This window comes from Stenotrophomonas sp. 2694, assembly GCF_040548715.1.
Taxonomy (GTDB): Bacteria; Pseudomonadota; Gammaproteobacteria; order Xanthomonadales; family Xanthomonadaceae; genus Stenotrophomonas; species Stenotrophomonas indicatrix.
The window spans coordinates 1-25,721 of the sequence record NZ_JBEPSG010000019.1; the positions used below are offsets into that span (position 1 = coordinate 1).

Consider the following 25,721-nt stretch of genomic DNA (forward strand, 5'->3'; position numbering starts at 1 on the left):
CGGAAACCGGTCGACGGCGGGGTGGGTCCGGTTGCGGGGGCGTGAGCGCCATGGATGGCGCGACCGAGCCTACATGGACGTATTCACGGCGGCCCCCGCAACCGGACCCACCCCGCCATCCCACGGTATGCCCGCTGTTGCTGTTGCTGTTGCTGTTGCCATTGCCGTCGATTCGGCGGGTGCAGGGCGCAGCCCTGCCGAACCCCCAACCTGAACAGCCTGCTTTGCGTCAGGTCTCATCCTTCCGTTAGACTATGCGGGTCTGCAGCGGCCGTCCGTTTCCCTCCGGGATCGCCGGCGACCGGGGTTCGCCCCATCGCCCGCCCCCACTCCGACGCCGTTCGTCACGCATTCCAGCCTGCGCTTCGCGTTGGCTGCACCCAATTCTCGCAGCGCGGTTCACGGGAACGCTCCGAGTCAGCCGATCAGTTTGATCTGCCCCCGTCTGTCCGTTCGGACAGGCGTTAACTGTACTTGGAGCAATCTCGATGTCTTTTGAATCCCTGGGCCTTGCGCCCTTCCTGCTGCGTGCGCTCGCCGAGCAGGGCTACGAAACCCCGACCCCGATCCAGCAGCAGGCGATCCCGCTGGTGCTGGCCGGTCGCGACCTGCTGGCCGGCGCACAGACCGGCACCGGCAAGACCGCCGCGTTCGGCCTGCCGCTGCTGCAGCACCTGGGCACCGCTTCGCAGGAAGTGCGCACCGGCCCGCGCAAGCCGCGCGCGCTGATCCTGGCACCGACCCGCGAACTGGCCACCCAGGTGCATGACAGCCTGCGCGGTTACAGCAAGTACCTGCGCATCCCCAGCGCCTGCATCTACGGCGGTGTCGGCATGGGCAACCAGCTGGACATCCTGCGTCGCGGCGTGGACCTGCTGGTGGCCTGCCCGGGCCGCCTGATCGACCACCTGGAGCGTCGCAGCATCGACCTGTCCGGCATTGAACTGCTGGTGCTGGACGAAGCCGACCGCATGCTGGACATGGGCTTCCTGCCCTCGATCAAGCGCATCCTGGCCAAGCTGCCCAAGCAGAACCGCCAGACCCTGCTGTTCTCGGCCACCTTCGAGGACAACATCCGCCAGTTGGCGCTGGAATTCATGCGCAACCCGGAACAGATCCAGGTCACGCCGAAGAACACCGTCGCCGAAACCATCACCCACAAGGTGCATCCGGTCGATGGCAGCCGCAAGCGCGACCTGCTGCTGCACCTGCTGGCGCAGGACAGCCGCGAGCAGACCCTGGTGTTTGCCCGCACCAAGCACGGCAGCGACAAGCTGGCCGCGTTCCTGGAAAAGTCCGGCATCAAGACCGCGGCGATCCACGGCAACAAGAGCCAGGGCCAGCGCCTGCGTGCGCTCGGCGACTTCAAGGCTGGCCGTGTCACCGTGCTGGTGGCCACCGATATCGCCGCGCGCGGCATCGACATCAACGAGCTGCCGAAGGTGATCAACTTCGATCTGCCGATGGTGGCCGAAGACTACGTGCACCGCATTGGCCGTACCGGCCGCAACGGTGCGACCGGTGAAGCGATTTCGCTGGTGGCGCAGGATGAAGTGAAGCTGCTGCGCGCGATCGTGCGCCTGCTCGGCCGTGACATGGACATCCGCGATGTGCCGGGCTTCGAGCTGCAGACGCCGATCCGCTGGGGCAACAGTGCTCCGGGCAAGGCCGAGGCCGATACCGGCGAGCGCGTGCCGCGCAAGACCCACGCGCGCCGTCCGCACGGCGATGCGCCGCGTCATGCCCATGCAGGCCCGAAGAAGGCCGGCGGTGGCCGCCGCGAGGGCGCCGGCAACGGCCAGCAGCGCGCAGGCGCAGGTGCCGGTCAGGGCCAGCGTCGCGGTGGCGGTGCCAATACTGGTGGCGGTCGTGGCCGCGGCCAGGGTGGCGGCGGCGGTCGCGCCAGCTGATCCCAGCTGACAGGGATGGCGTCTCCCGCTGCGCGGGGGCTGCTTATCGGGGGACGACGCTTACGCGTCGTCCCTTTTTTGTTGCTGGCTGCCGGGTGGTTTGAAAGCTGGCGGTGGGTTTTGTGTGGGCGTTGGGGAGCGGGGGCGGTGCAAAACACGCCGTAAACCCATCCATGGGGGCTCGTAGGCGCCTTGCTCGTGTGCGCTGTCCTGCGCACACGGCAAGATCGGGGTTCGGCGTCCTGCCCAACCCGCCCGGGGCATGCCTCGGGCCCATGGCGCCTGCGGTTTTGCACCGCCCCCGCTCCCCAACGCTTCAGACATTTCCAGCGCCTACTTGTCCCGCCGGGTAGCCGAGAGAAGAAGGCTCAATTCAAAGACAAAAGCAAAAGCCGGAATTCCAGCTTTTGCTTTTGCCCTTGCTCCCGCCTTGGGTTTGATGCATCCGCGCCCGCAGGAAACTGTCTGGGGAGGACGGATGGGCCGCGCAGGACCGCAGGCGCCATGGATGGCGCCTACGAGCCTACACGGACGTACTTGCGGCGTGTCCTGCGCGGCCCATCCGTCCTCCCAATCCCAGCGTCAGTTCGGCGCGTAATGCCTCAACCCCGCGCTTTACTCGGATTCACCAGATTCCCGAAGAAGATCGCGTTGATCAGCATCCGATCAGTGCCATGCCAGTACTTGCGATGCGCCGGATCATCAGCAAACAGGATCACGTTGCCCTGCCCCTGCGCTGACACCAGCAGCCATGCGCTGCCGGCCACGCGACTGCGGTTGCGCTCGGACAGATACCCGTTCACCCGCGGTGTGTCGTCGATCCGCACCACCGTGGAAAACCCGTTCGCGCTCGGCTGCAGGATGACCGTGTTCTCCTTGTTGATCGCCAGTTGCCGGCGCGGCACGCCGAACGCCAAAGGATGACTGGGGTCGACGTCGGCGCTGAGGATGTTGCCGCTGACCCGCTCGATCGCGGCGATATCGCGCTGGTCACCGAAGGCGCGGCGCGCGGTGTCTGTTGCTTCCTCGTCCTTGCCCAGCTTCTCGCCGTCGGCAAGTTTCTGTTCGATCGCCCACTTCGACGCGCTGCCATAGGTGACCAGTGACCCGCCGGCCTGGATCCAGCGCTTCAATGCCGCTACCGCGGCCGCGTCGATGCCGGCATAGGTGCCGCCGGACAGCACGATCGTGGTGTAGCGGTCCAGAGATACCTTGCCCAGCTGCTGCGGGTCCAGCTTGCTGGCCGGCAGGCGCAGCTGCTGGTCGAGCAGGAACCAGGCCGAACCGATTTCGGTGGCGGCCACGCCCTCGCCCATCACCAGCGCGACGGCGGGCTTGCGCAGTGCCTTGACGCCGTCACTGCCAAGGTCGATGCCATCGCGGCTGCGACCGCTGGCCAGCGCATGCACCTGCAGACCGGCGGCCCGCGCGGCGGCGGCGACCGCCTCCTGCAACGCCGCACCCTGCAGCGGCTGCCCGGCCACCGGTACCACGATGCTGCCCCCGGCAAAGGCCACCTCACCTTGTGCGGTGGCCGCGGTGAACGGCTGGAAGGTGGCACGCGTGGACAAGCCCTTGGCCTGCAGGGCGGCCAGTGCGCGGCCCGCGTTGTAGTCGCGCCAGTCGATCACGTAGGCGAAGCCCGCTTCACCGCCGGTCAGCCCGCCCTGCACTGCGGGAACCTCGACCATGCGGGCGCCGCCATCGATGCGGCTGCGGCTGCCGGCAAAAGCCACGCCGTAGGCCGGGGCGATCGCGTAGCTGGTGCTGCCGTAGAACACGTCGCCCTTGATCGGCGGGGTCTCGGCGAAGATCGAATGGACCAGGCGGAACTGCGCCTGCTGCACCGGCACCACGTAGGCGCTGCCCGCTTCGAAACGCTGGCCATCTACGCTGACGGCGCGGTCCAGTGCATGCACTTCAATCCTGTGCAGCAACAGCAGTTCCAGCAGGCGTCGGGTCAATGCCGGATCATGCGCGTCGCCGAACACGAAGCTCTTCACCGGCTGTTGTGCGGCCTGCTTCAGCGCGCTCTGGAAGAAACTCTTCTGCAGATCGAACAGGGCGCTGCGCTCGGTCACCGCACCGCGCACCGTGCCCAACCCGGTGGCAACCTGATTGCGGATGGTGAACGGGAACGTCAGCAGGCCATTCACCGATTCCTGCACGCGACCGCGCGAGCTGGCCTGCTCCACGGTGACGCCGACCGCGCCGTGGAAATCCGGATAGGTCGAGCCGTACACGGGCGAGAAATTGTCGAAGTTCTCACCGGTGTAGTACAGCGAACCCAGCGCATCGAGCGCCTGGGCGTGGTACTTGGCCAGGGTCTTGTTGAACTCGTACGATGCTGCCGGGATCAACGGGCTATGCATGCTCTTCGGCGATGGCTCGAAGTAGTACGTGCTGTCCTTGCCCATTTCGTGGAAGTCGATCTGCACGTTCGGGTACCACTGGTGGAACTGCGCCACCTTCGGCCGCGAATCCTGCTGTGTCAGTGCCAGCCAATCGCGGTTGAGATCGGTGAAGTAGTGGTTGGTACGGCCCTGCGGGAACGGTTCGACGTGTTCCTTGTCGGCCGGATCGGCCGAGGCCGGATCGGACGCCCAGGCGTTGTGCCAGTTGGCGGCGCGATCGCGGCCGTCGGGATTCTGCGCCGGGTCGAACAGCACCACTGCCTGCTGCAGCCACTGCTGCGTTTCCGCGCTGCGGTTGGCCACCAGGTAGTAGGCGGTCAGCATCGCCGCTTCGCCGCTGGAGGTCTCGTTGCCGTGCACGCTGTAGCCCAGCCACACCACCACCGGGCTGTCACCGGCAGCGCTGCGCGGCTGCGCCGGGTCGGCCAGGGTCGCGTGCTGCTGGCGGATCTGTTCCAGCCGCGCGTGGTTGCCTGCAGCAGTGACCGTGGCGATCAGCAGCGGTCGGCCCTCATAGCTGCGGCCGATCTCGCGCACGCTGATCTTGTCCGAGTGCTTGGCCAGCTCCTGGAAGTAAGCCACCAGCTGGTCATGGCGGGTGTAGCGGCTGCCGATCGGATAGCCGAGGAACTGCTCCGGCGTGGGAATGGCGGTATCGAATGCCGCGGCATCGGTGGTCTGCGGGAAGAAATAGCCGCTCTGCGCATGTACCGCAGGCGGCAACGATACGGCGGTGGCGACGGCGAGCAACAACGGGAAAACGGCACGGCGGTGGAAGGACACGGTGACTCCCCTGGAACATGGCAACACGGCCGGCCACACACGGTGGCCGGCCGCGGTGGGTGGATCAGAAGCGGTAGTCGAAGCCCAGCGTGAAGTAGCGGCCGCGCAGGTCGTACTGGCTGAAGTCGTACGGCGCGCGGATGCCCGGGAACGAGGCATCGTACGGCGGCGTCTTGTCACCCAGGTTCTGCACCTTGGCGTACACGGTCAGGTTGTCGATGCCGGTGTAGCCCAGGTAGAGATCGAACTGGTTGTAGGCGTCGACGCGGCTCTGCACCGCAGCGGCAGCGGTGCTGGCCTTCTGGTCGTAGCCACTGGTGTAGTACCAGGTCACCGCGGCGGTGTAGTCGCTGTACTTCCAGTCCAGGGTGGTGGTGGCCTTGTTCTTCGGCAGGGTGGCGCCGAGATTGCTGCCGGCATAGTCCACCAGCGGGCCACCGACCACGGTCGGGCGCCGGTAGTCGCGAACGTGGGTGTAGGCCGAGGTCACGGTGAAGTCACCGAAGGCCGTGGTCGGGATGCGCTGGCGCAGCTCGACGTCGATGCCCGAGGTCTTCAGCTCGCTCAGGTTCTGGTAGCGGTTGTAGACCGCCTGCAGCTTGCCGCGCTCATCGCGCTGCACGGCACCGGCGACGTTGTCGTTGACCAGGGTCTGGGTGTTGTTGGTACCGACCAGGTTGTCCAGCTGGATACGGTAGTAGTCGATGCTCAGGTTGGTGTTCGCCCACGGCGACAGCACCACGCCGAAGTTCACGCTCTTGGTGCGCTCCGGCTTCAGGTCGCTGTTGCCGACGGTGAAGAAGGTCGGGTTCTGCCGCGAGCCCGGCACGTCCGGATCACGCGGATCGACCACGCTGCCGTAGGCGATGCTGGTGCTGTTGGAGTTCTCCGACAGCGACGGTGCACGGAAGCCCTTCGACGCGGAGGCACGCACCAGCAGGAAATCCAGCGGCTGCCAGCGCAGGCCGAGCTTGGGCGAGAACGCGTCGCCGAAATCGTCGTAATGATCGGCGCGGGCGGCGGCGGACAGTTCCAGGGTCGAGGCCAGCGGCACGTTGACCTCGGCGTAGGCGGCGCTGACCTTGCGCTCGCCATGCACTTCGGCGATTGCCGGGCGCACCTGCAGGCCGGCATCGATCTGCCACGGGTTGTTCGAATCAAGCTTTTCGCGGCGCCATTCGGCACCGGCGGCGAACCCGATGTCGCCGGCCCAGGTGTGGCCGAGACTGCCGGAGATCTTCGCATCGATGCCCTGCAGCACCGACTCGGCCGGACGCAGGGTGGCGATGTTGATCGAATCGCGCACCGACTGCGGCGTCGCGGCCGGGTTCAGCAGGTTGTAGCTGCCGGTGGCCAGTGCATTGGCCAGTGCCCAGCGGTTGGCGAAGCCGCCGGAGACGGTTTCGCGCTCGCTGCTGCGCGCGCCGAACGCGGCCACTTCCCAGTCCCACTTCTCGGTGTTGCCACGCAGCCCGAACACACCGCGATAGGCGGTGGACCGGTTGGTCTTGATGGTGCCGCCGAGGTCGAAGAAGGTGTATTCGATGGGGATCGCGCGGCCGTACGGGTTGTACGGGTTGCTGGCCGGCAGGTTGGACGACACCGGCTCGGCCAGGCCGGTCTGCGCGTTCAGTGCGAAGCGACCGCTTTCCAGGGTGAAGAACGGGCTGCTGCCGAACCAGGCAGCACTCTTGATCTGGCTGTACAGCACTTCGCCGAACGCTTCGACGTTGTCGCCGAGGCGGAACGTGCCGTTGGCGTAGGCCTGGTAGCGCTTGGTGGAGGGAATCAGGGTGGTGTACGGGGCCTGGTTGAAGCCGCAGGTATCACCGGCCAGGCCGTCGATCGGCGCGCTGGCCACGCGGGTGGTGCCGGTGGGGCAGTTGCCGTTGGCATCGAGCATCGGCACGGAGGTGCCATTGACCAGATAGCGTGCACCCTTGGCCGACCAGCCGTTCCAGCGGCCGCCGGGCTGGTCGCTGTAGATGCCGCTCTTGGTCAGGTTGCGCTCGTCCTGGTCCAGTCGCTCGCGGTTGTAGCCCTGCAGGCTGAAGAGGATGTTGTAGCCGTCCTTGTCGATGTCGCCCAGGCCACCGACGAACTTCAGGTTCTGCTCGTGCAGGCCGCCCTGGTCGGCGCCGCCGAAGCTGCCGCCGATCTCGGCGCCTTCGAAATTCTGCCGGGTGATGATGTTGACCACGCCGGCCACCGCATCGCTGCCATACACCGCCGATGCACCGTCCTTGAGCACTTCGATGCGTTCGACCGCCACCAGCGGCAGCGCGTTGAGATCGACGAAGGTGTCCGACAGGCCGCCGGCCGGGAAGCCGTAGTTGGCCAAGCGGCGGCCGTTGAGCAGCACCAGCGTGTTCTTCTGCGAAAGACCGCGCAGGCCGATGCCGGCCGAGCCCGAGGCCCAACCGTTGTTGGTGGTCTCGTTGCTGGCGTTGCCGGTGTTGGCCGAGATCGAACGCAGCACATCGGCCACGGTGGCCTTGCCGGTCTGTTCCAGCTGCTGGCGACCGATCACCTGCACCGGGTTGGAGGCTTCGGTATCGGCGCGTTTGATGTTGGAACCGGTGACGCGCACGGCAGCCAGGGTGCTGGCTTCGCCGCTGGCGTCGGCGGGGGTTTCGGCGGCGGCAGACAAAGGCGCGGCCAGAGCGACGGCCAGGGCCGCCACGAGCAGGGTGTGCTGGGGCATGACGATGTGGGGGAGGTAGTGGAAGGACGAGGTAAGTTCCGCAGTAATCCATGCCTGGCCGGGGTGCGGCCAATAACATCTCTTCATACGGATATAAGAGAAACTATCATCTCTTCATCCGGATGGAAATAATTTCTTCACGGGAAGGCAACGCAAAGCCGGGCTGATCGGCCGCCCGCGGCGTACAATCGCGCCATGGAAATCTTCAAAGTCTTCATGCTCGAGGCGGCGCACCGCCTCCCCAACGTGCCGCCGGGGCACAAGTGCGCGCGCCTGCACGGCCACTCCTTCCGGGTGGAACTGAAAGTCGAGGGCGAGCCGGGCGCGCAGACCGGCTGGATCATGGATTTCGGTGACGTGAAGGCGGCTTTCCAGCCGATCTACGACCGCCTGGACCACCATTACCTCAATGACATCCCCGGCCTGGAGAACCCGACCAGCGAGAATCTGGCCGTGTGGATCTGGAACGAGCTCAAGCCCACCCTGCCGGCATTGAGCGAGATCACCGTGCACGAAACCTGCACCTCGGGCTGCCGTTACCGCGGCCCCGCCGCCTGATCAACCCATTGATCTGAAAGGCCTCAAGGCGCCAGAGATGGCGCCTTCGTGATTTTTGTTGCATTGCCGCATGATCGGCGTATGCTGCATTGCATCAATACAAATGCACGGCGGATGCGACTGGCAGGCAACAGCCACCGGCGCGACGCCCACGCTCATTGCATGGGTCCCTCCCCCCATGCAATCCGGACCCGGCAGATCCCTCCCTCTGCCGGGTCTTTTTTTGTCTGACGTCTGGATTCTCGAGCGCGTCTTCGTCCGGGTCTCTGCGATCTGAAGGGCCCCGTCGGGGCAGGTGGGGGCCTGGGCAAATGTCCCCCGGCGCCGGCCGTTGGCCGCCACCTCCTCCTTTACTTTGCCCAAACCCCCACCTGCCCCGACGAGGCTCGGCTTGCGGCACCAGGCGCGCAGATGCAGCGCTCGCGACGGCCCTTCAATGAGACGCCGACGAGCTCCGGACGCAGGGCGGAGGCCCTTGCGTGCGAAGTAAAGGGGGAGGCGGTGGCCGCAGGCCGGCGCCGGAGGACATTCGCACGCAAGGGCCTCCGCCCTGCGCCAGGAAGATTCGCCGCGCCCGTAAGGATCGCTCCGGGTTATCGCCCGCGGTTGCCGTGCCAGTGCTGGTACCACGCCTGGAACATCAACACGTTCCACAGGTGCGTATGCCATTTGCGCTCGCCGCGCAGGAACGCCTCCCAGATCGCGCGCACGCGTACCGCATCGAAGCATCCCTGGTTGCGCAGTAGCTGCGGGTCGAGCAACGCTTCCGCCCAGTCGCGCAGCGGGCCGGCCAGCCAGCGTGCCATCGGTGGGCCGAAACCGCGCTTGGGGCGATAGACCAGCGGCGCGGGCAGGTAGCGCGCCAGCAGATGCTTGAGGATCCGCTTGTGCTCGCCGTCGTGGTACTTCAAGTGCTGCGGCAGGCGCCAGGCCAGGCGTATGACCTCCATGTCCAGCAACGGCGAGCGTGTCTCCACGCCGGCCGCCATGCCGGCACGGTCGACCTTGGCAAGGATCCCCTCGGCCAGGTCCATGCGGAAATCCAGCAGCTGGATGCGCGCTTCCGCCGGCAGTGCGGTGTCCTGCTGCTGGAAGATCGTCGCCGGTTCGCGCGCCCCCAGTACCACCTGGGTCGGTTGCCGCCAGCGGGTGACGCGCTGCAGGTAATGCCCCTCCACGTCGTTGGCGGCCACCTCGGCCACCAGTGCGCGCCAACCGCCAAGCCGACCACGCTCGACGTTCAAGCGGCTGCTGCCACGCCGCGCCAGATCGCGCACCCAGTCCGGCAGGCCACCGCACAGGCGCGCATTGCGCAGCGCGCGGCCATAGCTGGGGTGGCCGAAGAACAGCTCATCGCCGCCGTCGCCGGTCAGCGCCACCGGCTTGCGCGCGCCGAGCAGCTCGCTGGCCAGCAGGGTGGGCAGCTGCGAGGCATCGGCGAAGGGTTCGCACCAGACCTGCGGCAAGCGCTGCAGCAGTTCCAGGCCCTGCCGGCTGTCCATCCTGTGCAGGTGGTGATGCACGCCCAGGTGGCGGGCCACCTGCGAGGCCCAGTCGCTCTCGTCGTGACCGGGGTCGTCGAAACCCACCGTCCATGCTTCCACCGGCAACGCCGACTGCGCCTGCATCATCGCCACCACCAGCGACGAATCGGTGCCACCGGACAGGAATGCACCGCAGGCCACGGGTGAATGCATGCGCGTGGCGATCGCCTGCTGCAGCACCACCTCCAACTGGTCGGTGGCCTGCTCCAGGCTGGGCGCCGGCTGCAACGGCTGCTGCAGCGCGGATTGCATCGCATCGCGCGCGCACCAGTAGCGATGGCCGCCCTGCGTGGCCTGCGCTGATCCGCCGGCGGCATGATCGTTGAGGTCCACGCGCAGCATCGCCCCGGCCACCAGCTTGTGGATGCCGCGATAGATGGTGTGCGGCGCCGGCACATAGTCATGGCGCAGCAGCAGGCTCAATGCATCCTGGTCGATGCTGGGAGCGAATCCGGCAAAGGCCTGCAGCGCCTTCAACTCCGAAGCGAACAGGAACTGGCCCTGGTACCAGCCGTAATACAACGGCCGTTCGCCGACCGGGTCACGCGCCAGCCAGAGCTCATGTGCGTGGCGGTCCCAGACGCTGAACGCAAATGCCCCTTCGATGCGCGACAGTGCACGCTGCACGCCCCACTCGACGATGGCCTGCAGCAACAGGCGTGCATCGGTGCAGCTGCGTGGCAGGTCGCGCAGCTGCGACTGCAGGGCCGCGCGGTTGTAGATGCGGCCATCCAGGCACAGCACGTAGCGCCCGCAGCTGGAGCTGAGCGGCTGCAACGGCATGTCGGTCGGCGCACGGCAATGACCGAGGGCCAGCCCTGCGTCGGCATCGGTCCAGTACCCGATGCGACCGCGGCCGCGCTGCTGCAGCGCCCGCAGCATCGGCGCCAGCTGCTGCAGCAGCTGCTCATCGTCGGCAGGCGGCAGCCAGGCCCCGACCACGCCGCTCATCGCTGGCCTCCATGGCAAGGGCATTCAAGGAAAAGCGCGGGACAGGAGGCGGACGGCATGAGGGCGGCACGCGGATGGGGAGAGCTGCCATGCTCGGCCCCGCCGAGCGCCACGTCAGTCGTAGCGCTGTCAGCGACCGTCACCGCAGGCGCGGCTTGCGTAACGTTTTGTAACAACCCGATGGCTACCGTGCGGCCAAGTCGTTGCCCGGCCTGAGGCCCGGCCCGCGCGCCAGCAACCCCGGCTGAATGGCGCCCGCTCCTTGGACCCGAGCGGCCCGGCAGCTGGGATAGCATCGCCGCGCTCGTGCCACGGCGGTACGGAAGCACCCCGGAGGCCTTGTAGATGCTGGATATCGTACTGGTTGAAGACGACGCTCGGCTGGGCACGATGGTCAGCGACTACCTGAAGCGCCACGGTTACCAGGTCGCCCACGAACGCTGCGGCCAGCGCGCGATCGCCCGGATCCTCAGCGAGAAGCCGGCGCTGGTCCTGCTCGATATCGGCCTGCCGGGCCAGGATGGTTTCGAAGTGTGTCGGCAGATCCGGCCCCACTATGACGGGATCATCTGCGTGCTGAGCGCCCGCACCGACAACATCGACCAAGTGCTGGGGCTGGAGCTGGGCGCCGACGACTACATCGGCAAGCCGATCGAACCACGGGTGCTGCTGGCCCGGCTGCGCGCCCACCTGCGCCGCCACCGCCGGGTCGAGCCACGCGATGGCGCCCTGCGTTTCGGTGAACTGAGCATCGACCCGTCCACCCGCAACGTGCACCTGCAGGGCCGCCTGCTGGAGCTGACCACCGCCGAGTTCGACCTGCTGTTCCTGCTGGCCGGCAACGCGGGCCAGATCCTCGACCGCGATGCGCTGCTGCGTGGCCTGCGCGGCATCGCCTTCGATGGCCTGGACCGCTCGATCGACGCACGCATCTCGCGCCTGCGGCGCAAGCTCGGCGACAACCCGGAGCAGCCCGAGCGGATCAAGACCGTGCGCGGCCGTGGTTACCTGTTCAGCCGATCAGCATGGGGATGAAGCATCCGTCGTCGGCCATGCGTGGCCATGCCTTCCACTTCCTGCGCTACGGCATCGGTTTCCTCACCGCCCATCTGCTGCTGATCGTGCTCGGGCTGTGGGCCTGGGATGCGCTGCTGGAAGACCGCACCGAGGCCAGCCTGCAGGCGGAAATGCGCGGCCCGCACGCCATGCTGCAACATCGCTTCGCCGAAACGCCGCCGGCGCAGTGGCCAGCCCTGGCACAACAGTTGGACAGCGATTTCGCCTATCCGCTGCAGCTGATGCCGCTGACCGAAGCTGCCGCGATACTGCCGGCGAAACAGCGCAAGGGCTTGCTCAACGGACACGTGCAGATCGAGCTGGACAGCATGCGCAGCCTGCAGCGCGTCGGCAACAGCAGCAGTGCGCTGATCCTGGGGCCGCTGGACCAGGCCCTGCCCGAAGAAGGCTGGCAGGACAGCGAAGCCTCCGGCGTGGCCATCATCCTGCTGATCCTGATGGTGGCGGTGGCATTGCCGATGTACGTGATGGTCTACCGGTTGTGGCGCGATGTCTCGCAGCTGGCGCAGACCGCACGACGGATGCGCGATGGCCAGCTCGACAGCCGGGCGCCACGCGCCGGTACCGCACTGGTGCGGCCATTGGCCAAGGCGTTCAACCACATGGCCGAACAGCTGCAGCTGCTGCTGGACAGCCAGCGCGTGCTGGCCCAGGCGGTGGCGCACGAAGTACGCACGCCGCTGGCACGCATGCGCTTCGGCCTGGCTGACCTGGAAGACACCGGACTGGACGACGCCCAGCGCGATGCGCTGTCCGGCCTGCGCATCGACATCGACCGGTTGCAGCACCTGACCGATGCGGGTGTCGAGTACGCCGCGCTCGGCCGCTGCCATCAGGTCACCCGCCAGCGCCTGCAACTGGCCGCGCTGGTACGCGGTGTGGTCGAGCAGTTCGCACCACTGACGATACCGGTGCAGCAGGACCTGTCACCGGCAGGGCTGGTCAACGTCAACCGGCACATGCTGGAACTGGCGCTGCGCAACCTGCTGGGCAACGCGCTGCGCTATGCGCGCCGGCAGATCCGCATCGTCAGCACGCTCAACGAGGGATGGCTGTGCCTGCAGGTGGAGGACGACGGCCCCGGTATCGCCGTCGAACTGCGCAGCCAGGTGCTGCAGCCCTACGTGCGGCTGGACCTGGCCAGCCCGGGCTTCGGGCTGGGCCTGGCGCTGGTGCAGGTGGTGGCGGACAAGCATCGCGGCCACGTGGAAGTGGCCGATTCGGTGCTCGGCGGTGCCTGCATCCGGCTGCTGCTGCCGATGGAAAGCGGTGTCCCGCCACCGGCAGACAACGTCTAGTTCGCCTCGGCATCGGCACGCGGCAAGGCGAACACGAACAGCGCGCCCTGTTCGCTGTCGCGCAGTTCGATACGGCGGCCATGCAACTGCACGATGCGCTGCACGATCAGCAGGCCGAGCCCGCCGTTCTCGCCACGCCGCGCGCCCAGTGCCGCCGGCGCCTGGAACAGTTGCCCACGCAGCGCCGGCGGCACCCCAGGGCCATCGTCCTGCACCGCCACCTGCACACTGTCGGGCAGCGCCGACAGCTGCACCTGCACACGGCCCCCGTCCGGGGCATGCCGCAGCGCGTTGTCGAGCAGATTGGTCAGCACGCGCTCCACAAGACCCAGGTCGGCGCGCACCAGCGGCAGGCCCGGCGGGAAATCAGCGTGCAGGCGCTGCCCACGTGCCTGCGCGGCCAGCTCGAACTTCTGCAGTACGTCCTGCAGCAGTTCCGGCAGCGCGAACACTTCCCACTCCAGCCGCACTTCACCGTGCTCCAGCCGCGCCAGTTCAAACAACGCCCGGGCCAGACGGCCGACCTTGGCGCTCTGCGCCAGCGCGATTCCGAGATAGCGACGACGCTCCTGCGGCGACAGCGTGGCTTCTTTCAGCGCCAGCGTTTCCAGGTAACCGTGCAGCGAGGACAACGGCGTGCGCAGGTCGTGCGAGATGTTGGCCACCAGTTCGCGGCGCTGCAGGTCCTGCTGGCGAAGCTGCTGCCACTGCTCGCCCAGCCGCTGTGCCATCTGCGAATGGGCATGTTCGAGGATCTTCAGTTCATCGCGCTCGCCCGCGCGCAGCGGTACCGGCGCGGGCAGTGGCGTCGGTGCGTCGATGTCGAAGGCCTGTATGCGCCGGGTGACCTGGCGCAAGGGCCGGGTCACCCAGTAGAAGGCCACCAGGCCGGCAAGCAGGCCCAGCCCGCCGATCAACAGCACCGACCAGAGCGTGGTGTGCCATTGGCTGCCGGCGGCCAGATCGTCGGCCAGCATCTGCCGGTGTTCGCCCACCAGTACCACGTACACGTAACCCGCCTGCCGCCCCTGCACCACCAGCGGCGCGACACTGAACACCTTGCGGCCATCGGCACTGCGGGGATCGTCACCGAGGATCGGCAGCGGCGCACCGGACAGCAGGCGCCGCAGCGGTGCCACGTCCACCCGGCTGCGCACCAGATGGCCGCTGGGCGCATCGTGGCCGAGGATGCGACCCTGCTCATCCAGCAGGTACACCTCGACACTGGGGTTGACCGCCATCAGCTGGCCGAACAATGCGCGCACCGCCGCATCGCGCATGCCGCTGGTGTCCATCAGCTCGCTGCGCTGGGCGATGTGCTCGGCCAACCCAAGCGACAGGCGCTGCACCACTTCCTGCTCATGCCGGGTATTGGTGCGCATCTGCCAGGCCAGCAGCGCCATGCAGCACGTCAGCATCAGCGCCGACATCACCAGCGCCAGTTTCTGCCACAGGTTCGGCTTGATCATGTGGCCGCCCCGGCCGGGTCGACCAGTTTGTAACCGCGCCCCCACACCGTCAGCAGGCGCCGCGGGTTGCCCGGGTCGGTCTCGATCTTGCTGCGCAGGCGGTTGATGTGGGTGTTGACCGTGTGCTCGTAACCGTCGTGCTGGTAGCCCCAGACCTGGTTGAGCAGTTCCATCCGCGCAAACACCTGGTCCGGGTGGCGGGCGAAGAACAGCAGCAGTTCGAACTCACGCGGGGTCAGTTCCAGTGCATTGCCATCGACGGCGGCAGTACGGGCGACCGGGTCCAGCCGCAGCCCGCCGAGTTCGATCGCCCCGGCATCGATGCGCGCGTTCTGTGCCATCGCTTCGGCGCGGCGCAGAAGCGCACGCACGCGCGCCACCAGTTCCGGCATCGAGAACGGCTTGGCCAGGTAGTCGTCCGCGCCCAGTTCCAGGCCGACGATGCGCTGGGTTTCGCTGCCACGTGCGCTGATGATGATGATCGGCACGTAGCGCGCCATCGCGCGTGCACGCTGGCAGACCTGCAGGCCGTCCACGCCCGGCAGCATCACGTCCAGTACCAGTGCATCCCACGGACCTTCCTGTTCGATCAGGCGCAGGCCGGCATCGCCGCTGGCGGCGTGTGCGACTTCATAGCCCTCATCACCCAGGTGCATGCGCAGCAGGTCGGCGATGTGGGCATCGTCTTCAACGATCAGGACACGTTTGGCGGACATCGGCAGCTTCGGGCCAGTGGGGAGGCTGCCCGCATTGTGGCGCGGGAGCGACGTGGATACCTCACGAAAAATTGAATCCTGCGTGAGGATTCGTTGACCGGAGGGGGCGCAGCATGGCCCCGTCGCCCCTTCCCGGAGTCCACCATGTCCCTCACCCGCCGCCATCTGCTGGGCCTGGGCGGTGCTGTCACCGCCGCCGGCCTGCTGGGCCTGGGCGCGTGCAGCCGCGCGGCCCCGGCCGCTGCCGAGGCACGGCCTGCGCGACAGTTCGAGGTGGTCCGCAGCGATGCCGAGTGGCGCCGGCTGCTGAGCCCGGCGCAGTACGCCGTGCTGCGCCAGCAGGCCACCGAGCGCCCCTGGAGCAGTCCGCTGAACAAGGAACATCGGCAGGGCACGTTCGCCTGTGCCGGCTGTGCGTTGCCGCTGTTCTCTTCGTCCACCAAGTTCGAAAGCCACACCGGCTGGCCCAGCTTCTGGGCGCCGCTGCACAACGCCATCGGCGAGGACCGTGACACCACCTTCGGCATGTTGCGGGTGGAAGCACATTGCCGCCGCTGTGGCGGCCATCTCGGCCATGTGTTCAACGACGGCCCGCGGCCGACCGGACTGCGCTACTGCATGAACGGCGCCGCGATGGCGTTCATGCCCGGGTCTGCGCAACAGGACGCCGCTGGCGGCTGGCGCGTGCCGGTCGGTTCTTCCCCTGCTTCTGGAGTCTGATGATGCTGCTGTTGCTGCTTGCCTATCTCGGCGGCGTGCTGACCCTGCTCAGCCCGTGCATCCTGCCGGTGCTGCCTTTCGTGTTCGCACGCGCTGATCGTCCTTTCCTGCGCAGCACCCTGCCGCTGCTGCTGGGCATGGCACTGACCTTCACCGTGGTCGCCAGCCTTGCCGCGGTCGGCAGCCAGTGGGTGGCGCAGGCCAACCAGGTCGGCCGCTGGGTGGCATTGGTACTGATGGCGGTGTTCGCCATCGCGCTGCTGTGGCCGACCCTGGCCGACCACCTGCTGGCGCCGTTCCAGCGCATCGGCGCGCGCCTGAGCGCACGTGCCGACGCCGCGGATGCGGCTGGCCGTGGCGGCGCCTGGACCTCGCTGCTGATCGGCATCGCCACTGGCCTGCTGTGGGCCCCCTGCGCCGGTCCGATTCTCGGCCTGGTGCTGACCGGTGCCGCCCTGAACGGCGCCAGTGTCGGCACCAGTTCGCTGTTGCTGGCCTACGCGCTGGGCGCCGTCACCGCACTGGCGCTGGCGGTGTGGGTGGGCGGCCGTGTGTTCCGCGCACTGCAGGCCCGGCTCGGCCTGGGCAATGTGGTGCGCCGGGTGCTCGGCGTGGCAGCGTTGCTGGCGGTTGTGGCGATCGGCCTGGGCTGGGACACCGGCCTGCTGACCCGCCTGTCCGCGGTCAGTACCGCACGCATCGAACAGGGCCTGCTCGATGCCGTGCCCGGCACGCAGCCGGCAGCACCACCGATGATGATGATGGCAGCCGGCCAGGCAGGCGCGCCGCTGCCGGTGGAAGGAACGCTGCCCACGCTGGACGGCGCCACCGGGTGGCTCAACAGCCCGCCGCTGAGCCGCGAGCAGCTGCATGGCAAGGTCGTGCTGATCGACTTCTGGACCTATTCCTGCATCAACTGCCTGCGTGCGATGCCGTTCGTGCACGAATGGGCGCAGCGCTACCGCGACCATGGCCTGGTGGTGATCGGCGTGCACACCCCGGAATTCGCGTTCGAGCGCGACCCGCGCAACGTGATGAAGGCCGTGCAGCAGCTGAAGGTCGAGTACCCGGTCGCACTCGACAACCAGTATGCGATCTGGCGCGCGTTCAACAACCGCTACTGGCCGGCGCACTACTTCGTCGATGCGCAGGGCAACATCCGCGGGCATCAGTTCGGCGAGGGCAACTACGCGCACTCCGAACAGGTGATCCGCCGCCTGCTGGTGGAAGCCGGGCAGACCGAGCTGCCGCCGCCTGCTGATCCGGCCGCGGCTGACCTGCAGGGCGTGGCCACGCAGGCCGACATGGGCAACCTGCGCTCGCCGGAAACCTACCTGGGCCACGCACGTGCCGAGCAGTTCGCCTCGCCGGGCGGGCAGCGCGCCGACGCAGCATTCGGCTACACGCTGCCGTCCACCCTGGCGCTGAACCAATGGGGCCTGTCTGGACAGTGGCGGGTCAACGATGAGGCTGCACAACTGCAGCAGGCCGGCGGCCGCATCGCGTTTCAGTTCCACGCCCGCGACCTGCATCTGGTGCTGGCACCGGGCGAGGACGGCAAGCCGGTGCGCTTCCGCGTGCTGCTCGATGGCAAGCCACTGCCCGCGGCCGATGCCGGCGCCGACGTGGCCGCCGATGGCACCGGCACCGTCAACGAGCACCGCCTGTACCAGCTGATCCGCCAGCGCGGCACGATCGGTCCGCATCGTTTCGAGATCGAATTCCTCGACGCAGGCGTGCAGGCCTACGCCTTCACCTTCGGTTGAACCGGGAGCACACGATGAAACTCTCCTTCGAACAGGGCATTGCCGCCGGCGTCGCCGGCCTGGTCGCCACCGCGCTGGTCGCGGGTGTGCTGCTGGTGGACCACAGCGCGATCGCCGCCCCGGCCGAGCCCACCGCACAGCTGCAGGCACTGCCTGCGCCCAGCGGTGATGCGGCGTTCCGCGATGACGCCAGCCACGCCAGCGTGGTCTTCGCCGGCGGTTGTTTCTGGGGCGTGCAGGGCGTGTTCCAGCACGTCAAAGGGGTGAGCAACGCGGTGTCCGGTTACATCGGAGGCAGTGCCGCCGACGCCCGCTATGAACGCGTCAGCGGTGGCCGCACCGGCCACGCCGAAGCGGTGAAGGTGGACTACGACCCGCGCCAGGTCAGCTATGGACAGTTGATGCAGGTGTTCTTCTCGGTGGTGCACGACCCGACCCAGCTCAACCGCCAGGGGCCCGATCATGGCAGCCAGTACCGCTCGGCGATCTTCGCCGAAGACGCGCGCCAGCAGGCAGCAAGCCGTGCGTACATCGGCCAGCTCGGCCAAGCGGGGAGCTACCGCGCGCCGATCGTGACCCAGGTGAGCAGCGGCCAGCGCTTCTACCCGGCCGAGAGTTACCACCAGAACTACATGAGCAACTACCCGCAGGCCGCGTACATCCGCTACTACGACGCGCCCAAACTGACCGCGCTGGGCAAGCAGTTCCCGGCGTTGTACCGCCGCGATCCCGCGTTGGTGCCGATGCGCTGACACCCCATGGTGGGGCCGGCCGCTGGCCGCCACCACGGCATGAAAAAGACGCACGGCCACAGGGCCGTGCGCTTGGGAAGTATCGACCCGGCCCCGATCAGGCCCGGCCGACAACGACATGCTAGGCTCGTCAGCATCATGGGTACAGAACCAGACGCGGGCCGGGTCGATGGATACAGAAGACGCCACCACGATGATTCCTCCCCGCTACCAGCGGCTGTCGGACGAGCTGGCTGAAGCCATCCACGGCGGGCGCCTGCCGGTCGGCAGCCGGCTGCCGTCGCTGCGGCAGATGGCATCGCAGCGCCAGCTCAGCCTGAACACCGTGATCGCGGCCTACCGTCAGCTGGAAGACGCCGGTCTGGTCATTCCGCGGCCCAAGGCCGGCTTCGAAGTCGCGCCGCGACTGTCGGTTCCGCAGCGCTCGCTGCGTGATGCGCCGTCCGCGCCCACCGCCCCGCTGCAGCAGGTGCTGATGGCGCGGGTACTGGAAGCGCAGCGGCGCCCCGGCGTGATCGACCTCGCCTTTGCCGGCCCGCGTGGGCGCCAGTTCTACCCGGGTGCGCAGCTGGCCCGGCACACCGCGCAGGTGCTTCGCCATGGCCAGCAGACCGTGGAGACCTACGCCCGTCCCAATGGTTCGCCTCGCCTGCTGGCGCAGATCGTGCGGCGTGGCCCGCGGATGGGCCTGCATACCCACCCCGAACGCCTGCTGCTGACCCATGGTGCGATGGAAGCACTGCAACTGGCACTGCGCGCGGTCACCCAGCCCGGCGATGCAGTCGGCATCGAAGCACCCTCGTACTTCAACCTGTATCCCCTGTTGACCACGCTGGGCCTGCAGCCGATCGAACTGCCCACCCATCCGCAGCGCGGCCTGGACGTGGATGCGCTGGAAGCGCTGCTGGAGCACACCCCTCTTGCGGCGCTGGTGGTGATGCCGACCGTGCACAACCCGCTGGGCTGCACGATGCCGATCGCCGACAAGCAGCGCCTGGCCGAACTGGTCAACGCACGCCAGCTGCCGCTGATCGAAGACGCGGTGTATGCCGAACTGCAGTTCAGCGAGCCGCCGGCGCCCTTGCTGAAGGCGTTCGACCGCGACGGTTGGGTGATGGTGGTCGGTGGATTCTCGAAGACGCTGGCACCGGACTACCGCATCGGCTGGCTCGATGGCGGCCGCTTCGCCGAACGCATCGCGCTGCTCAAATTCCAGTCCACCGGCGGCGAACCGCAGCTGCTCGGTGATGCGGTGGCGGCCTACCTGGAAGCAGGCAGCTACGAGCACCACCTGCATCGCATGCGCCGGTTGTACCGCGAACAGGTCGGTCGCCTGCGGCAGCTGGTGGCCGAACATTTCCCGGCCGGCACCTGCGCCACCGAGCCGCAGGGAGGATTCCTGCTGTGGCTGGAGCTGCCTGGCGTAGACACCCGGGAGCTGTTCGAGCGCGCATTGGCAGAGGACATCGTGTTCATGCCGGGCCAGGTGTATTCGCGTGGCGCGCGCTACCGGCATTGCCTGCGGTTGTCGTGCTGCCAGACCCTGGACGCGCGCTTCATCGCTGCGGTGGAACGGCTGGGTGCGATTGCACGGGAGCTGGTGACGGCAACACGGTAGTGCCGGCCGCTGGCCGGCAACCTCGAGGTGGTGAAACGCGTGCAGTTGCCGGCCAGCGGCCGGCACTACCTGTGGTCGCTGTGCAGATACGCGCTCAACGCTTCACCATCGGCGCCCGGCAGATGCGGCAGCCGGCCCCAGCAGGGCATCGGCAGACGCTGCTGCAAGGTCGCGAAATTCTCATCCTGGCGCTGCATCGAAGGATCGATGTGGTTGCCGATCCATCCCAGGCACTCCACGCCACTGGCCTGCAGCGCGTGTGCGGTCAACCGCGCATGGTTGACGCAGCCCAGGCGCATGCCGACCACCAGCACCACCGGCAGCCGCAGCGCACGTACCAGGTCAAGCTGGTCCAGCTGCGCCGACAACGGCGCCAGCCAGCCGCCCACGCCTTCGACCACCACCACGTCGGCCTGTGCGCGCAGGCGTTCGAAGGCCGCCACGATCGGGGCCAGTTCGATGCGCACGCCATCTTCTGCGGCCGCCAGTTCGGGCGCCAACGGCTGGCGCAATGCGTAGGGGTTCAGATCGGCGTAGTCAGGCACCGGCAGGCTGGCGGCCTGCAATGCCAGCGCGTCGTCGTTGCGCAGCCCCTGCCCCGCGTCATGGCTGCCGCTGGCCACCGGCTTCATGCCCACCGCGCGCAGGCCGCGCCGGCGCAGCGCGTGCAGCAGCGCGGTACTGGCGGCGGTCTTGCCGATCTCGGTATCGGTACCGGTGACGAACAGGGCCGTCGGCAACGTGGCAGGCAGGGACATCACAGGCTCCAGCAGGGCAGCAGAGCCCCCATTATCGCTGGCCCGGCACGCTTGCTAGACTGCGGCCATGTTCGCCAACGCCTCGCTCACCGGCAGCAAGCCGGAACAATACGCCCAGCTGCTGGAACAGGCCCGTGGCCTGGTCTACGGCGAGTCCGACCGCATCGCCAATGCGGCCAACCTCGCTGCACTGGTCTACCACGCCCTGCCCGACCTGAACTGGGTGGGCTTCTACCTGTATGACGGCAAGGAACTGGTGGTCGGTCCGTTCCAGGGCCTGCCGGCCTGCGTACGCATTCCGCTGGACAAGGGCGTGTGCGGTGCGGCCGCCAGCCAGCGCGTTACCCAGCGGATCGAAGATGTGGACGCCTTCCCCGGCCATATCGCCTGCGATGCCGCATCGCGCTCGGAACTGGTGGTGCCGTTGCTCCGTGGTGGGGAGCTGATCGGTGTGTTCGATATCGACAGCCCGGTCGTCGGCCGCTTCGATGCCGAGGACCAGGCCGGCCTGGAAGCCATCGCCGAGGTGTTCGTCGGGGCGTTGGCGTGAGCGCGGTCAAGCTGCGCAACATCGGCCCGAAGAGTGCGGCATGGCTGCGCCAGGTGGGCCTGCGCAGCCGTGAGGACCTGGTTGCCATTGGTGCCGTCGGTGCCTTCGTCAAGGTCAAGCGTGCCGGCTTCAAGCCCAGCCTCAACCTGCTGTATTCGCTGGAAGGTGCGCTGCTGGACTGCCACTGGCAGGAATTGAGCGAGCCGCAGCGTACGGCACTGGTGCAGGACTACGAAGCGCGGATTGCCGTGCATCCGCTGAAGGCGGCAGGTCCGGCCTCGGGCCCGGTGCATGAGCAGCGCTTCGACGCCGAGGACGACGGCGAAGAAAGCACGGCAGAAAGCGCCGACGAGGATTGACTGTTTGGTAGTGCCGGCCGCTGGCCGGCAACCTCAGGAACGTTGCGAAGATCGTGCAGTTGCCGGCCAGCGGCCGGCACTACCGTCCGATCAGGGTTGCTGCAGCTCCAGCAGCTCGCCCACCAGCCCCACTTCACCGCGCTCGACCCACACGCGCAGGCGCGTGCCGTGGTCGATGCGCAGCGCCCAGCACAGCGACATCGGCAGGCCGCACACCAGCGACAGCACCATGCGCAGCGGTCCGCCGTGGCTGACCACGACCGTCGGCGGCGGGTCGTCGTCATCCAGCAGGCGATCCAGCGCGCGTGCGATGCGCCGTTCGAAGTGGCCCCAGCTCTCGCCATGCGGCGGCGGAAACGCGTGCGGATCGGCGTGGAACGCGGCCAACGCCTCTTCCGGCAGATCGAACAATGACTGGCCATCCCAGTCGCCGAAATCCAGCTCTTCCCACTCCTGGTCGGCCTCAACATCCAGCGCGCGCGGTGTGGCCAGTGCCATCGCCGTATGCAGCGAGCGCAGGCGCGGCGAACTGATCACCCGTTCCCACGATTGCCCGGCATAGGCATCGACCAGTTCCTGCGGCAGGCGGGCCAGCTGCGGCGGATCGCTGCGGCCATCGAGGAACTCATCGCGACCGTTGCCGGCATGGCGGACCAGGTCGAGGATCATGCGCGTGCCCAGTCAGGGCGGCGCGGGAACAGCGGAAAACAGACGGACATCGGCAACGGCACCACGATAATTCGAGCTGCATTCTAGGCGCTGGCGCAGGTCTGCTGCACCGTGCAGGTGCATCCGCGCCTGCTCAGTCGTGCGGGTTCGACGCTACGGGCCGGCCGCGATGCCGTAGACTGCGCGCACTTCCAGGTGACCTGCGGCCCTGCCGGCAGGTTGAAACGGGAAGCCGGTGACGCGTGACAACACGCCATGCCGGCGCTGCCCCCGCAACGGTAAGCACGTCAATTCCAGGCAACCCGCCACTGTGCCGCAGGCATGGGAAGGCGCCTGGACGGTGGCCTCGGGCCACCCGGCGGCGAGCCCGGAGACCGGCCCGGAAGCCTCAGGTCGCGATGCGGTGGGCATGGCGCTGGATGTCTGTGGCGATGGCCGCGGCATCGGCGCGTGCCTGCCTGTTGTGACTCCTCCCCTTCGCTGCGCGGGCGTGCGCGGCACCTGGAGTCCCCCGATGAAACTGCAGTCCCGAATGCTGTCCCTGGCCGTGCTGGCCGCACTTCCTGCATTGGCCCTGGCCGATGATGGCGCCGCCGACCTCGACCAGGTGCTGGTCACCGCTACCCGTACTCCGATCGCCCTGCAGGACAGCATTGCGCCTGCGCAGGTGATCGACCGTGCGCAGATCGAATCCAGCCAGGCCACCTCCCTGCAGGAACTGCTGCAGGGCCGCGCCGGCATCAACCTGACCAATGCCGGTGGCCTGGGCAAGCAGAGCTCGCTGTTCCTGCGTGGCACCAATTCCTCGCACACCGTGGTGCTGGTCGATGGCGTGCGCATCAACAGCGCCGACCTCGGCCTGGCGATGTACCAGGATCTGCCGCTGGCACAGATCGAGCGCGTGGAAATCGTGCGCGGCCCGCAGTCCAGCCTGTACGGTGCCGACGCCATCGGCGGCGTGATCCAGATCTTCACCCGCCGCAACCAGGGTGATTTCGCTCCGCACTTCCAGCTGGGCGGCGGCAGCAATGGCCTGCGTGAAGCCAGCGGCGGCATCGGTGGCGGCACCGAACGCGGCTGGTTCGGCGCCGACATCGCCTACCAGCATTCGGATGGCATCGATGCCTGCCGCGGTTCGGCCACGCTGTTCACCGGCTGCTTTGCCGATGAACCCGACCGCGATGGCTACCGCAACCTGTCCAAGAGCCTGCGCGGTGGTTACAACCTGAGCGACCAGTGGACCGTGGAAGGCAGCGCCCTGCGTGCCGACGGCAAGAACCACTACGACGGCTACTACAACTACTCCGAGACCCGCCAGCAGGTGCTGGCCGGCAAGGTGCGCTACACCCCGTCCGAGCAGTTGACGCTGACCGCCAACGTCGGCCGCAGCGACAACGAGTCCGACAACTTCGGTGATTTCGGTGCACGCGGCAGCGCACAGACGCACCGCGACAGCGCTTCGCTGCAGGCCGACATCGGTATTGCCGAAGGCCAGCTGCTCAGCGCCGGCGTGGACTGGAGCGAGGACAACCTGGATGGCAGCAGCGCCGGTTACCTGGTCGACAGCCGTCGCAACACCGGCGTGTTCCTGCAGTACCAGGCGCGCTTCGGCCGTCACCAGCTGCAGGCCAGCGCACGCAATGATGACAACCAGCAGTTCGGCAACCATGCCACCGGCAGCCTCGGCTGGGCGATGGAGCTGGGCCACGGCCTGCGCGTCAACGCCAGCTACGGCACCGCGTTCAAGGCACCGACCTTCAGCGACCTGTACGACCCGTGGAGCGGCGTGCCGACGCTGGACCCGGAGAAGTCCAAGAGTGCCAACCTCGGCATCTCGCAGCAGGGCCAGGGCTGGCGCTGGGGCCTGGACGTGTACGAAACCCGCATCGATGACCTGATCACCTACGACGCGGCCAACTTCCGCATGCAGCAGGTCGAAAAGGCACGCATCCGCGGTGCGGAACTGACCGGCGGCGCCACCGTGGCCGGCTTCGACATCAACGCGCAGCTGAGTTTCACCGACCCGCGCAACCGCACCAACGGCAGCGCGCAGTTCGACAACTGGCTGGCACGCCGTGCGCAGCAGACCGCGCGCCTGGACATCGACCGCCGTTTCGGTGATTTCCGCACCGGCCTGACCGTGCAGGGCGCGGGCAAGCGCTACGACGATGCCGCCAACGCGGTGAAGGTCGGCGGCTACGGCACGCTGGATCTGCGCGCCGAATACGCGCTGACCCCGGCATGGTCGGTGCTGGCGCGGGTGGCCAATGTGTTCGACCGCGAGTACGAAACCGTGGCGTGGTTCAACCAGCCAGGCCGCGAGTATCAGCTGAGCGTGCGTTACCAGCCCAGGTAAGTGGTAGCGCCGGGCCATGCCCGGCGTCGGGGCGCCAGATCGAAGGGCCGCCGGGCATGGCCCGGCGCTACCGGCGGGTCAGATCGCCGATACCGCAGCCAATCCCGGCAGTTCACGCAGGTCGTCGATTACCGCGACGGCCTGCGCGTTTTCCAGGTCCAGTCCTCGCGGATAGCCGTAGCGCACCAGCACAATCGGCATGCCGGCGTCCTCGGCAGCACGATAGTCGGTGAGCGAATCGCCAACCATCAGGCACGCGTCGACGGGCAGTTCGAAGTGCGCGGCGATATGCCGCAACGGCTCACCACTGGGCTTGCGCTGCGGCAGCGAATCACCCCCCAGCACCAGCGCAAAGGCATCGGCGATGCCCAGGTGCTGCAGCAACGGCGGCACCAGCGCGGCCGGCTTGTTGGTGCAGATGGCCAGCGGCACGTTCAACGCGCGCAACTGCGCCAGCGCGTCCACTACGCCAGCGAACAGCTGCGGGCTGCGCAGCAGGCATTCGCGGTAATGGACCATGAAGGTCGGCATCACCGCTGCCAGATCGATCTGACGCCCGGCGGCCTGCACGGCCTGTTCGACCAGCCGGCGCACGCCGTCGCCGATCCAGCCCAGCACGGTGGCTTCGGGTACGCGCGCCAGGCCGATGTCTTCCAGCGTGCGGTTCAGTGCTTCGGCGATATCGGCGGCGCTGTCGACCAGCGTGCCATCGAGGTCGAACACGACCAGCGGATAGGGATACGACAAGG

General features: G+C 67.7%; 19 protein-coding genes and 1 riboswitch. Of the genes, 11 read left to right on the forward strand and 8 right to left on the reverse strand.

The genetic code is table 11. The annotated features are described in order from the left end of the window. The first annotated feature begins 488 nt into the window (after positions 1-488). Complete coding sequence (locus ABIA73_RS17165) at positions 489-1,910, forward strand: DEAD/DEAH box helicase (protein ID WP_025878444.1); 1,422 nt, start codon at positions 489-491, stop codon at positions 1,908-1,910. 602 nt (positions 1,911-2,512) lie between these two features. Here ABIA73_RS17165 and ABIA73_RS17170 read toward each other — a convergent pair. Together ABIA73_RS17170 and ABIA73_RS17175 are read right to left on the reverse strand one after the other, a co-directional pair. Continuing rightward, positions 2,513-5,107, reverse strand: a complete 2,595-nt coding sequence (locus tag ABIA73_RS17170) for a M14 family zinc carboxypeptidase (RefSeq protein WP_354276073.1) — start codon at positions 5,105-5,107, stop codon at positions 2,513-2,515. 64 nt (positions 5,108-5,171) lie between these two features. Next, positions 5,172-7,811 carry a TonB-dependent receptor plug domain-containing protein gene (locus ABIA73_RS17175; protein WP_088101635.1) on the reverse strand — a complete coding sequence of 880 codons (2,640 nt, stop codon included), beginning with the start codon at positions 7,809-7,811 and terminating at the stop codon, positions 5,172-5,174. Between the two features lie 195 nt (positions 7,812-8,006). On the opposite strand from ABIA73_RS17175, the gene queD reads away from it, so the two are divergent. Then, positions 8,007-8,369, forward strand: a complete 363-nt coding sequence (gene queD / locus ABIA73_RS17180; RefSeq protein WP_025878441.1) for a 6-carboxytetrahydropterin synthase QueD — start codon at positions 8,007-8,009, stop codon at positions 8,367-8,369. A gap of 593 nt (positions 8,370-8,962) precedes the next feature. Here the strand turns inward: queD and asnB are convergent. Further along, on the reverse strand, positions 8,963-10,864 hold the full coding sequence (asnB, locus tag ABIA73_RS17185; RefSeq protein ID WP_354276074.1) for an asparagine synthase (glutamine-hydrolyzing): 1,902 nt from the start codon (positions 10,862-10,864) through the stop codon (positions 8,963-8,965). 345 nt (positions 10,865-11,209) lie between these two features. Between asnB and ABIA73_RS17190 the strand changes: the two genes are divergently transcribed. Together ABIA73_RS17190 and ABIA73_RS17195 are read left to right on the forward strand one after the other, a co-directional pair. Further along, positions 11,210-11,899, forward strand: coding sequence for a winged helix-turn-helix domain-containing protein (locus tag ABIA73_RS17190; protein WP_025878439.1), 690 nt, complete (start codon positions 11,210-11,212; stop codon positions 11,897-11,899). Beyond that, complete coding sequence (locus tag ABIA73_RS17195; RefSeq protein WP_099841841.1) at positions 11,896-13,239, forward strand: ATP-binding protein; 1,344 nt, start codon at positions 11,896-11,898, stop codon at positions 13,237-13,239. The genes ABIA73_RS17190 and ABIA73_RS17195 overlap by 4 nt, the downstream gene beginning before the upstream one ends. Here the strand turns inward: ABIA73_RS17195 and ABIA73_RS17200 are convergent. Both ABIA73_RS17200 and ABIA73_RS17205 read right to left on the reverse strand, forming a co-directional pair. After that, entirely contained in the window at positions 13,236-14,708 is a 1,473-nt protein-coding gene (locus tag ABIA73_RS17200; protein WP_049466079.1) for a sensor histidine kinase, read from the reverse strand. The two genes, ABIA73_RS17195 and ABIA73_RS17200, sit on opposite strands and share 4 nt — an antisense overlap. Then, a complete protein-coding gene (locus ABIA73_RS17205) occupies positions 14,705-15,424 on the reverse strand; it encodes a response regulator transcription factor (protein ID WP_032976390.1) in 720 nt (239 codons plus the stop codon). Before ABIA73_RS17205 ends, ABIA73_RS17200 begins: the two co-directional genes overlap by 4 nt. Before the next feature lie 144 nt (positions 15,425-15,568). Between ABIA73_RS17205 and msrB the strand changes: the two genes are divergently transcribed. The 4 genes from msrB (at position 15,569) to ABIA73_RS17225 (ending at position 20,280) form a co-directional block, all read left to right on the forward strand. Beyond that, positions 15,569-16,144, forward strand: a complete 576-nt coding sequence (gene msrB, locus ABIA73_RS17210) for a peptide-methionine (R)-S-oxide reductase MsrB (RefSeq protein ID WP_354276075.1) — start codon at positions 15,569-15,571, stop codon at positions 16,142-16,144. Between the two features lie 2 nt (positions 16,145-16,146). Beyond that, positions 16,147-17,910, forward strand: coding sequence for a cytochrome c biogenesis protein DipZ (locus tag ABIA73_RS17215; protein ID WP_025878434.1), 1,764 nt, complete (start codon positions 16,147-16,149; stop codon positions 17,908-17,910). Between the two features lie 14 nt (positions 17,911-17,924). Further along, complete coding sequence (gene msrA, locus ABIA73_RS17220) at positions 17,925-18,662, forward strand: peptide-methionine (S)-S-oxide reductase MsrA (protein WP_025878433.1); 738 nt, start codon at positions 17,925-17,927, stop codon at positions 18,660-18,662. 169 nt (positions 18,663-18,831) lie between these two features. Continuing rightward, positions 18,832-20,280, forward strand: a complete 1,449-nt coding sequence (locus ABIA73_RS17225) for an aminotransferase-like domain-containing protein (RefSeq protein ID WP_080150123.1) — start codon at positions 18,832-18,834, stop codon at positions 20,278-20,280. A 65-nt stretch (positions 20,281-20,345) separates the two neighbouring features. On the opposite strand, the gene bioD is transcribed toward ABIA73_RS17225, so the two are convergent. After that, on the reverse strand, positions 20,346-21,038 hold the full coding sequence (gene bioD / locus ABIA73_RS17230) for a dethiobiotin synthase (protein ID WP_032976392.1): 693 nt from the start codon (positions 21,036-21,038) through the stop codon (positions 20,346-20,348). A gap of 67 nt (positions 21,039-21,105) precedes the next feature. On the opposite strand from bioD, the gene msrC reads away from it, so the two are divergent. After that, positions 21,106-21,588: a free L-methionine (R)-S-oxide reductase MsrC gene (gene msrC, locus ABIA73_RS17235; RefSeq protein ID WP_025878430.1), complete on the forward strand. Its 483-nt coding sequence runs from the start codon at positions 21,106-21,108 to the stop codon at positions 21,586-21,588. Next, complete coding sequence (locus ABIA73_RS17240; protein ID WP_025878429.1) at positions 21,585-21,947, forward strand: TfoX/Sxy family protein; 363 nt, start codon at positions 21,585-21,587, stop codon at positions 21,945-21,947. Before msrC ends, ABIA73_RS17240 begins: the two co-directional genes overlap by 4 nt. A gap of 90 nt (positions 21,948-22,037) precedes the next feature. Here the strand turns inward: ABIA73_RS17240 and ABIA73_RS17245 are convergent, their stop codons facing one another. Beyond that, positions 22,038-22,616 (reverse strand): histidine phosphatase family protein, encoded by a 579-nt coding sequence (locus ABIA73_RS17245; RefSeq protein WP_354276076.1) that lies wholly within the window; start codon positions 22,614-22,616, stop codon positions 22,038-22,040. Between the two features lie 176 nt (positions 22,617-22,792). Then, a riboswitch (cobalamin riboswitch) is annotated at positions 22,793-23,013 on the forward strand. Between the two features lie 117 nt (positions 23,014-23,130). On the opposite strand from ABIA73_RS17245, the gene btuB reads away from it, so the two are divergent. Beyond that, entirely contained in the window at positions 23,131-24,972 is a 1,842-nt protein-coding gene (gene btuB, locus ABIA73_RS17250) for a TonB-dependent vitamin B12 receptor (protein ID WP_354276077.1), read from the forward strand. Positions 24,973-25,050: 78 nt separating this feature from the next. Here btuB and gph read toward each other — a convergent pair whose 3' ends face one another. Next, the gene (gene gph / locus ABIA73_RS17255; RefSeq protein WP_223483362.1) at positions 25,051-25,719 is read right to left on the reverse strand and encodes a phosphoglycolate phosphatase; all 669 of its coding nucleotides are present in this window, start codon (positions 25,717-25,719) and stop codon (positions 25,051-25,053) included. Positions 25,720-25,721: the final 2 nt, after the last annotated feature.

Coding starts and splice junctions, on each gene's coding strand:
- ABIA73_RS17245 (WP_354276076.1), bottom strand. CDS start 22,616: ATGATCCTCGACCTGGTCCGCCATGCCGGCAACGGTCGCGATGAGTTC.
- ABIA73_RS17195 (WP_099841841.1), top strand. CDS start 11,896: ATGAAGCATCCGTCGTCGGCCATGCGTGGCCATGCCTTCCACTTCCTG.
- ABIA73_RS17205 (WP_032976390.1), bottom strand. CDS start 15,424: ATGTCCGCCAAACGTGTCCTGATCGTTGAAGACGATGCCCACATCGCC.
- msrB (WP_354276075.1), top strand. CDS start 15,569: ATGTCCCTCACCCGCCGCCATCTGCTGGGCCTGGGCGGTGCTGTCACC.
- ABIA73_RS17175 (WP_088101635.1), bottom strand. CDS start 7,811: ATGCCCCAGCACACCCTGCTCGTGGCGGCCCTGGCCGTCGCTCTGGCC.
- ABIA73_RS17225 (WP_080150123.1), top strand. CDS start 18,832: ATGGATACAGAAGACGCCACCACGATGATTCCTCCCCGCTACCAGCGG.
- bioD (WP_032976392.1), bottom strand. CDS start 21,038: ATGTCCCTGCCTGCCACGTTGCCGACGGCCCTGTTCGTCACCGGTACC.
- queD (WP_025878441.1), top strand. CDS start 8,007: ATGGAAATCTTCAAAGTCTTCATGCTCGAGGCGGCGCACCGCCTCCCC.
- ABIA73_RS17190 (WP_025878439.1), top strand. CDS start 11,210: ATGCTGGATATCGTACTGGTTGAAGACGACGCTCGGCTGGGCACGATG.
- ABIA73_RS17215 (WP_025878434.1), top strand. CDS start 16,147: ATGCTGCTGTTGCTGCTTGCCTATCTCGGCGGCGTGCTGACCCTGCTC.
- btuB (WP_354276077.1), top strand. CDS start 23,131: ATGAAACTGCAGTCCCGAATGCTGTCCCTGGCCGTGCTGGCCGCACTT.
- msrA (WP_025878433.1), top strand. CDS start 17,925: ATGAAACTCTCCTTCGAACAGGGCATTGCCGCCGGCGTCGCCGGCCTG.
- ABIA73_RS17200 (WP_049466079.1), bottom strand. CDS start 14,708: ATGATCAAGCCGAACCTGTGGCAGAAACTGGCGCTGGTGATGTCGGCG.
- msrC (WP_025878430.1), top strand. CDS start 21,106: ATGTTCGCCAACGCCTCGCTCACCGGCAGCAAGCCGGAACAATACGCC.
- asnB (WP_354276074.1), bottom strand. CDS start 10,864: ATGAGCGGCGTGGTCGGGGCCTGGCTGCCGCCTGCCGACGATGAGCAG.
- ABIA73_RS17165 (WP_025878444.1), top strand. CDS start 489: ATGTCTTTTGAATCCCTGGGCCTTGCGCCCTTCCTGCTGCGTGCGCTC.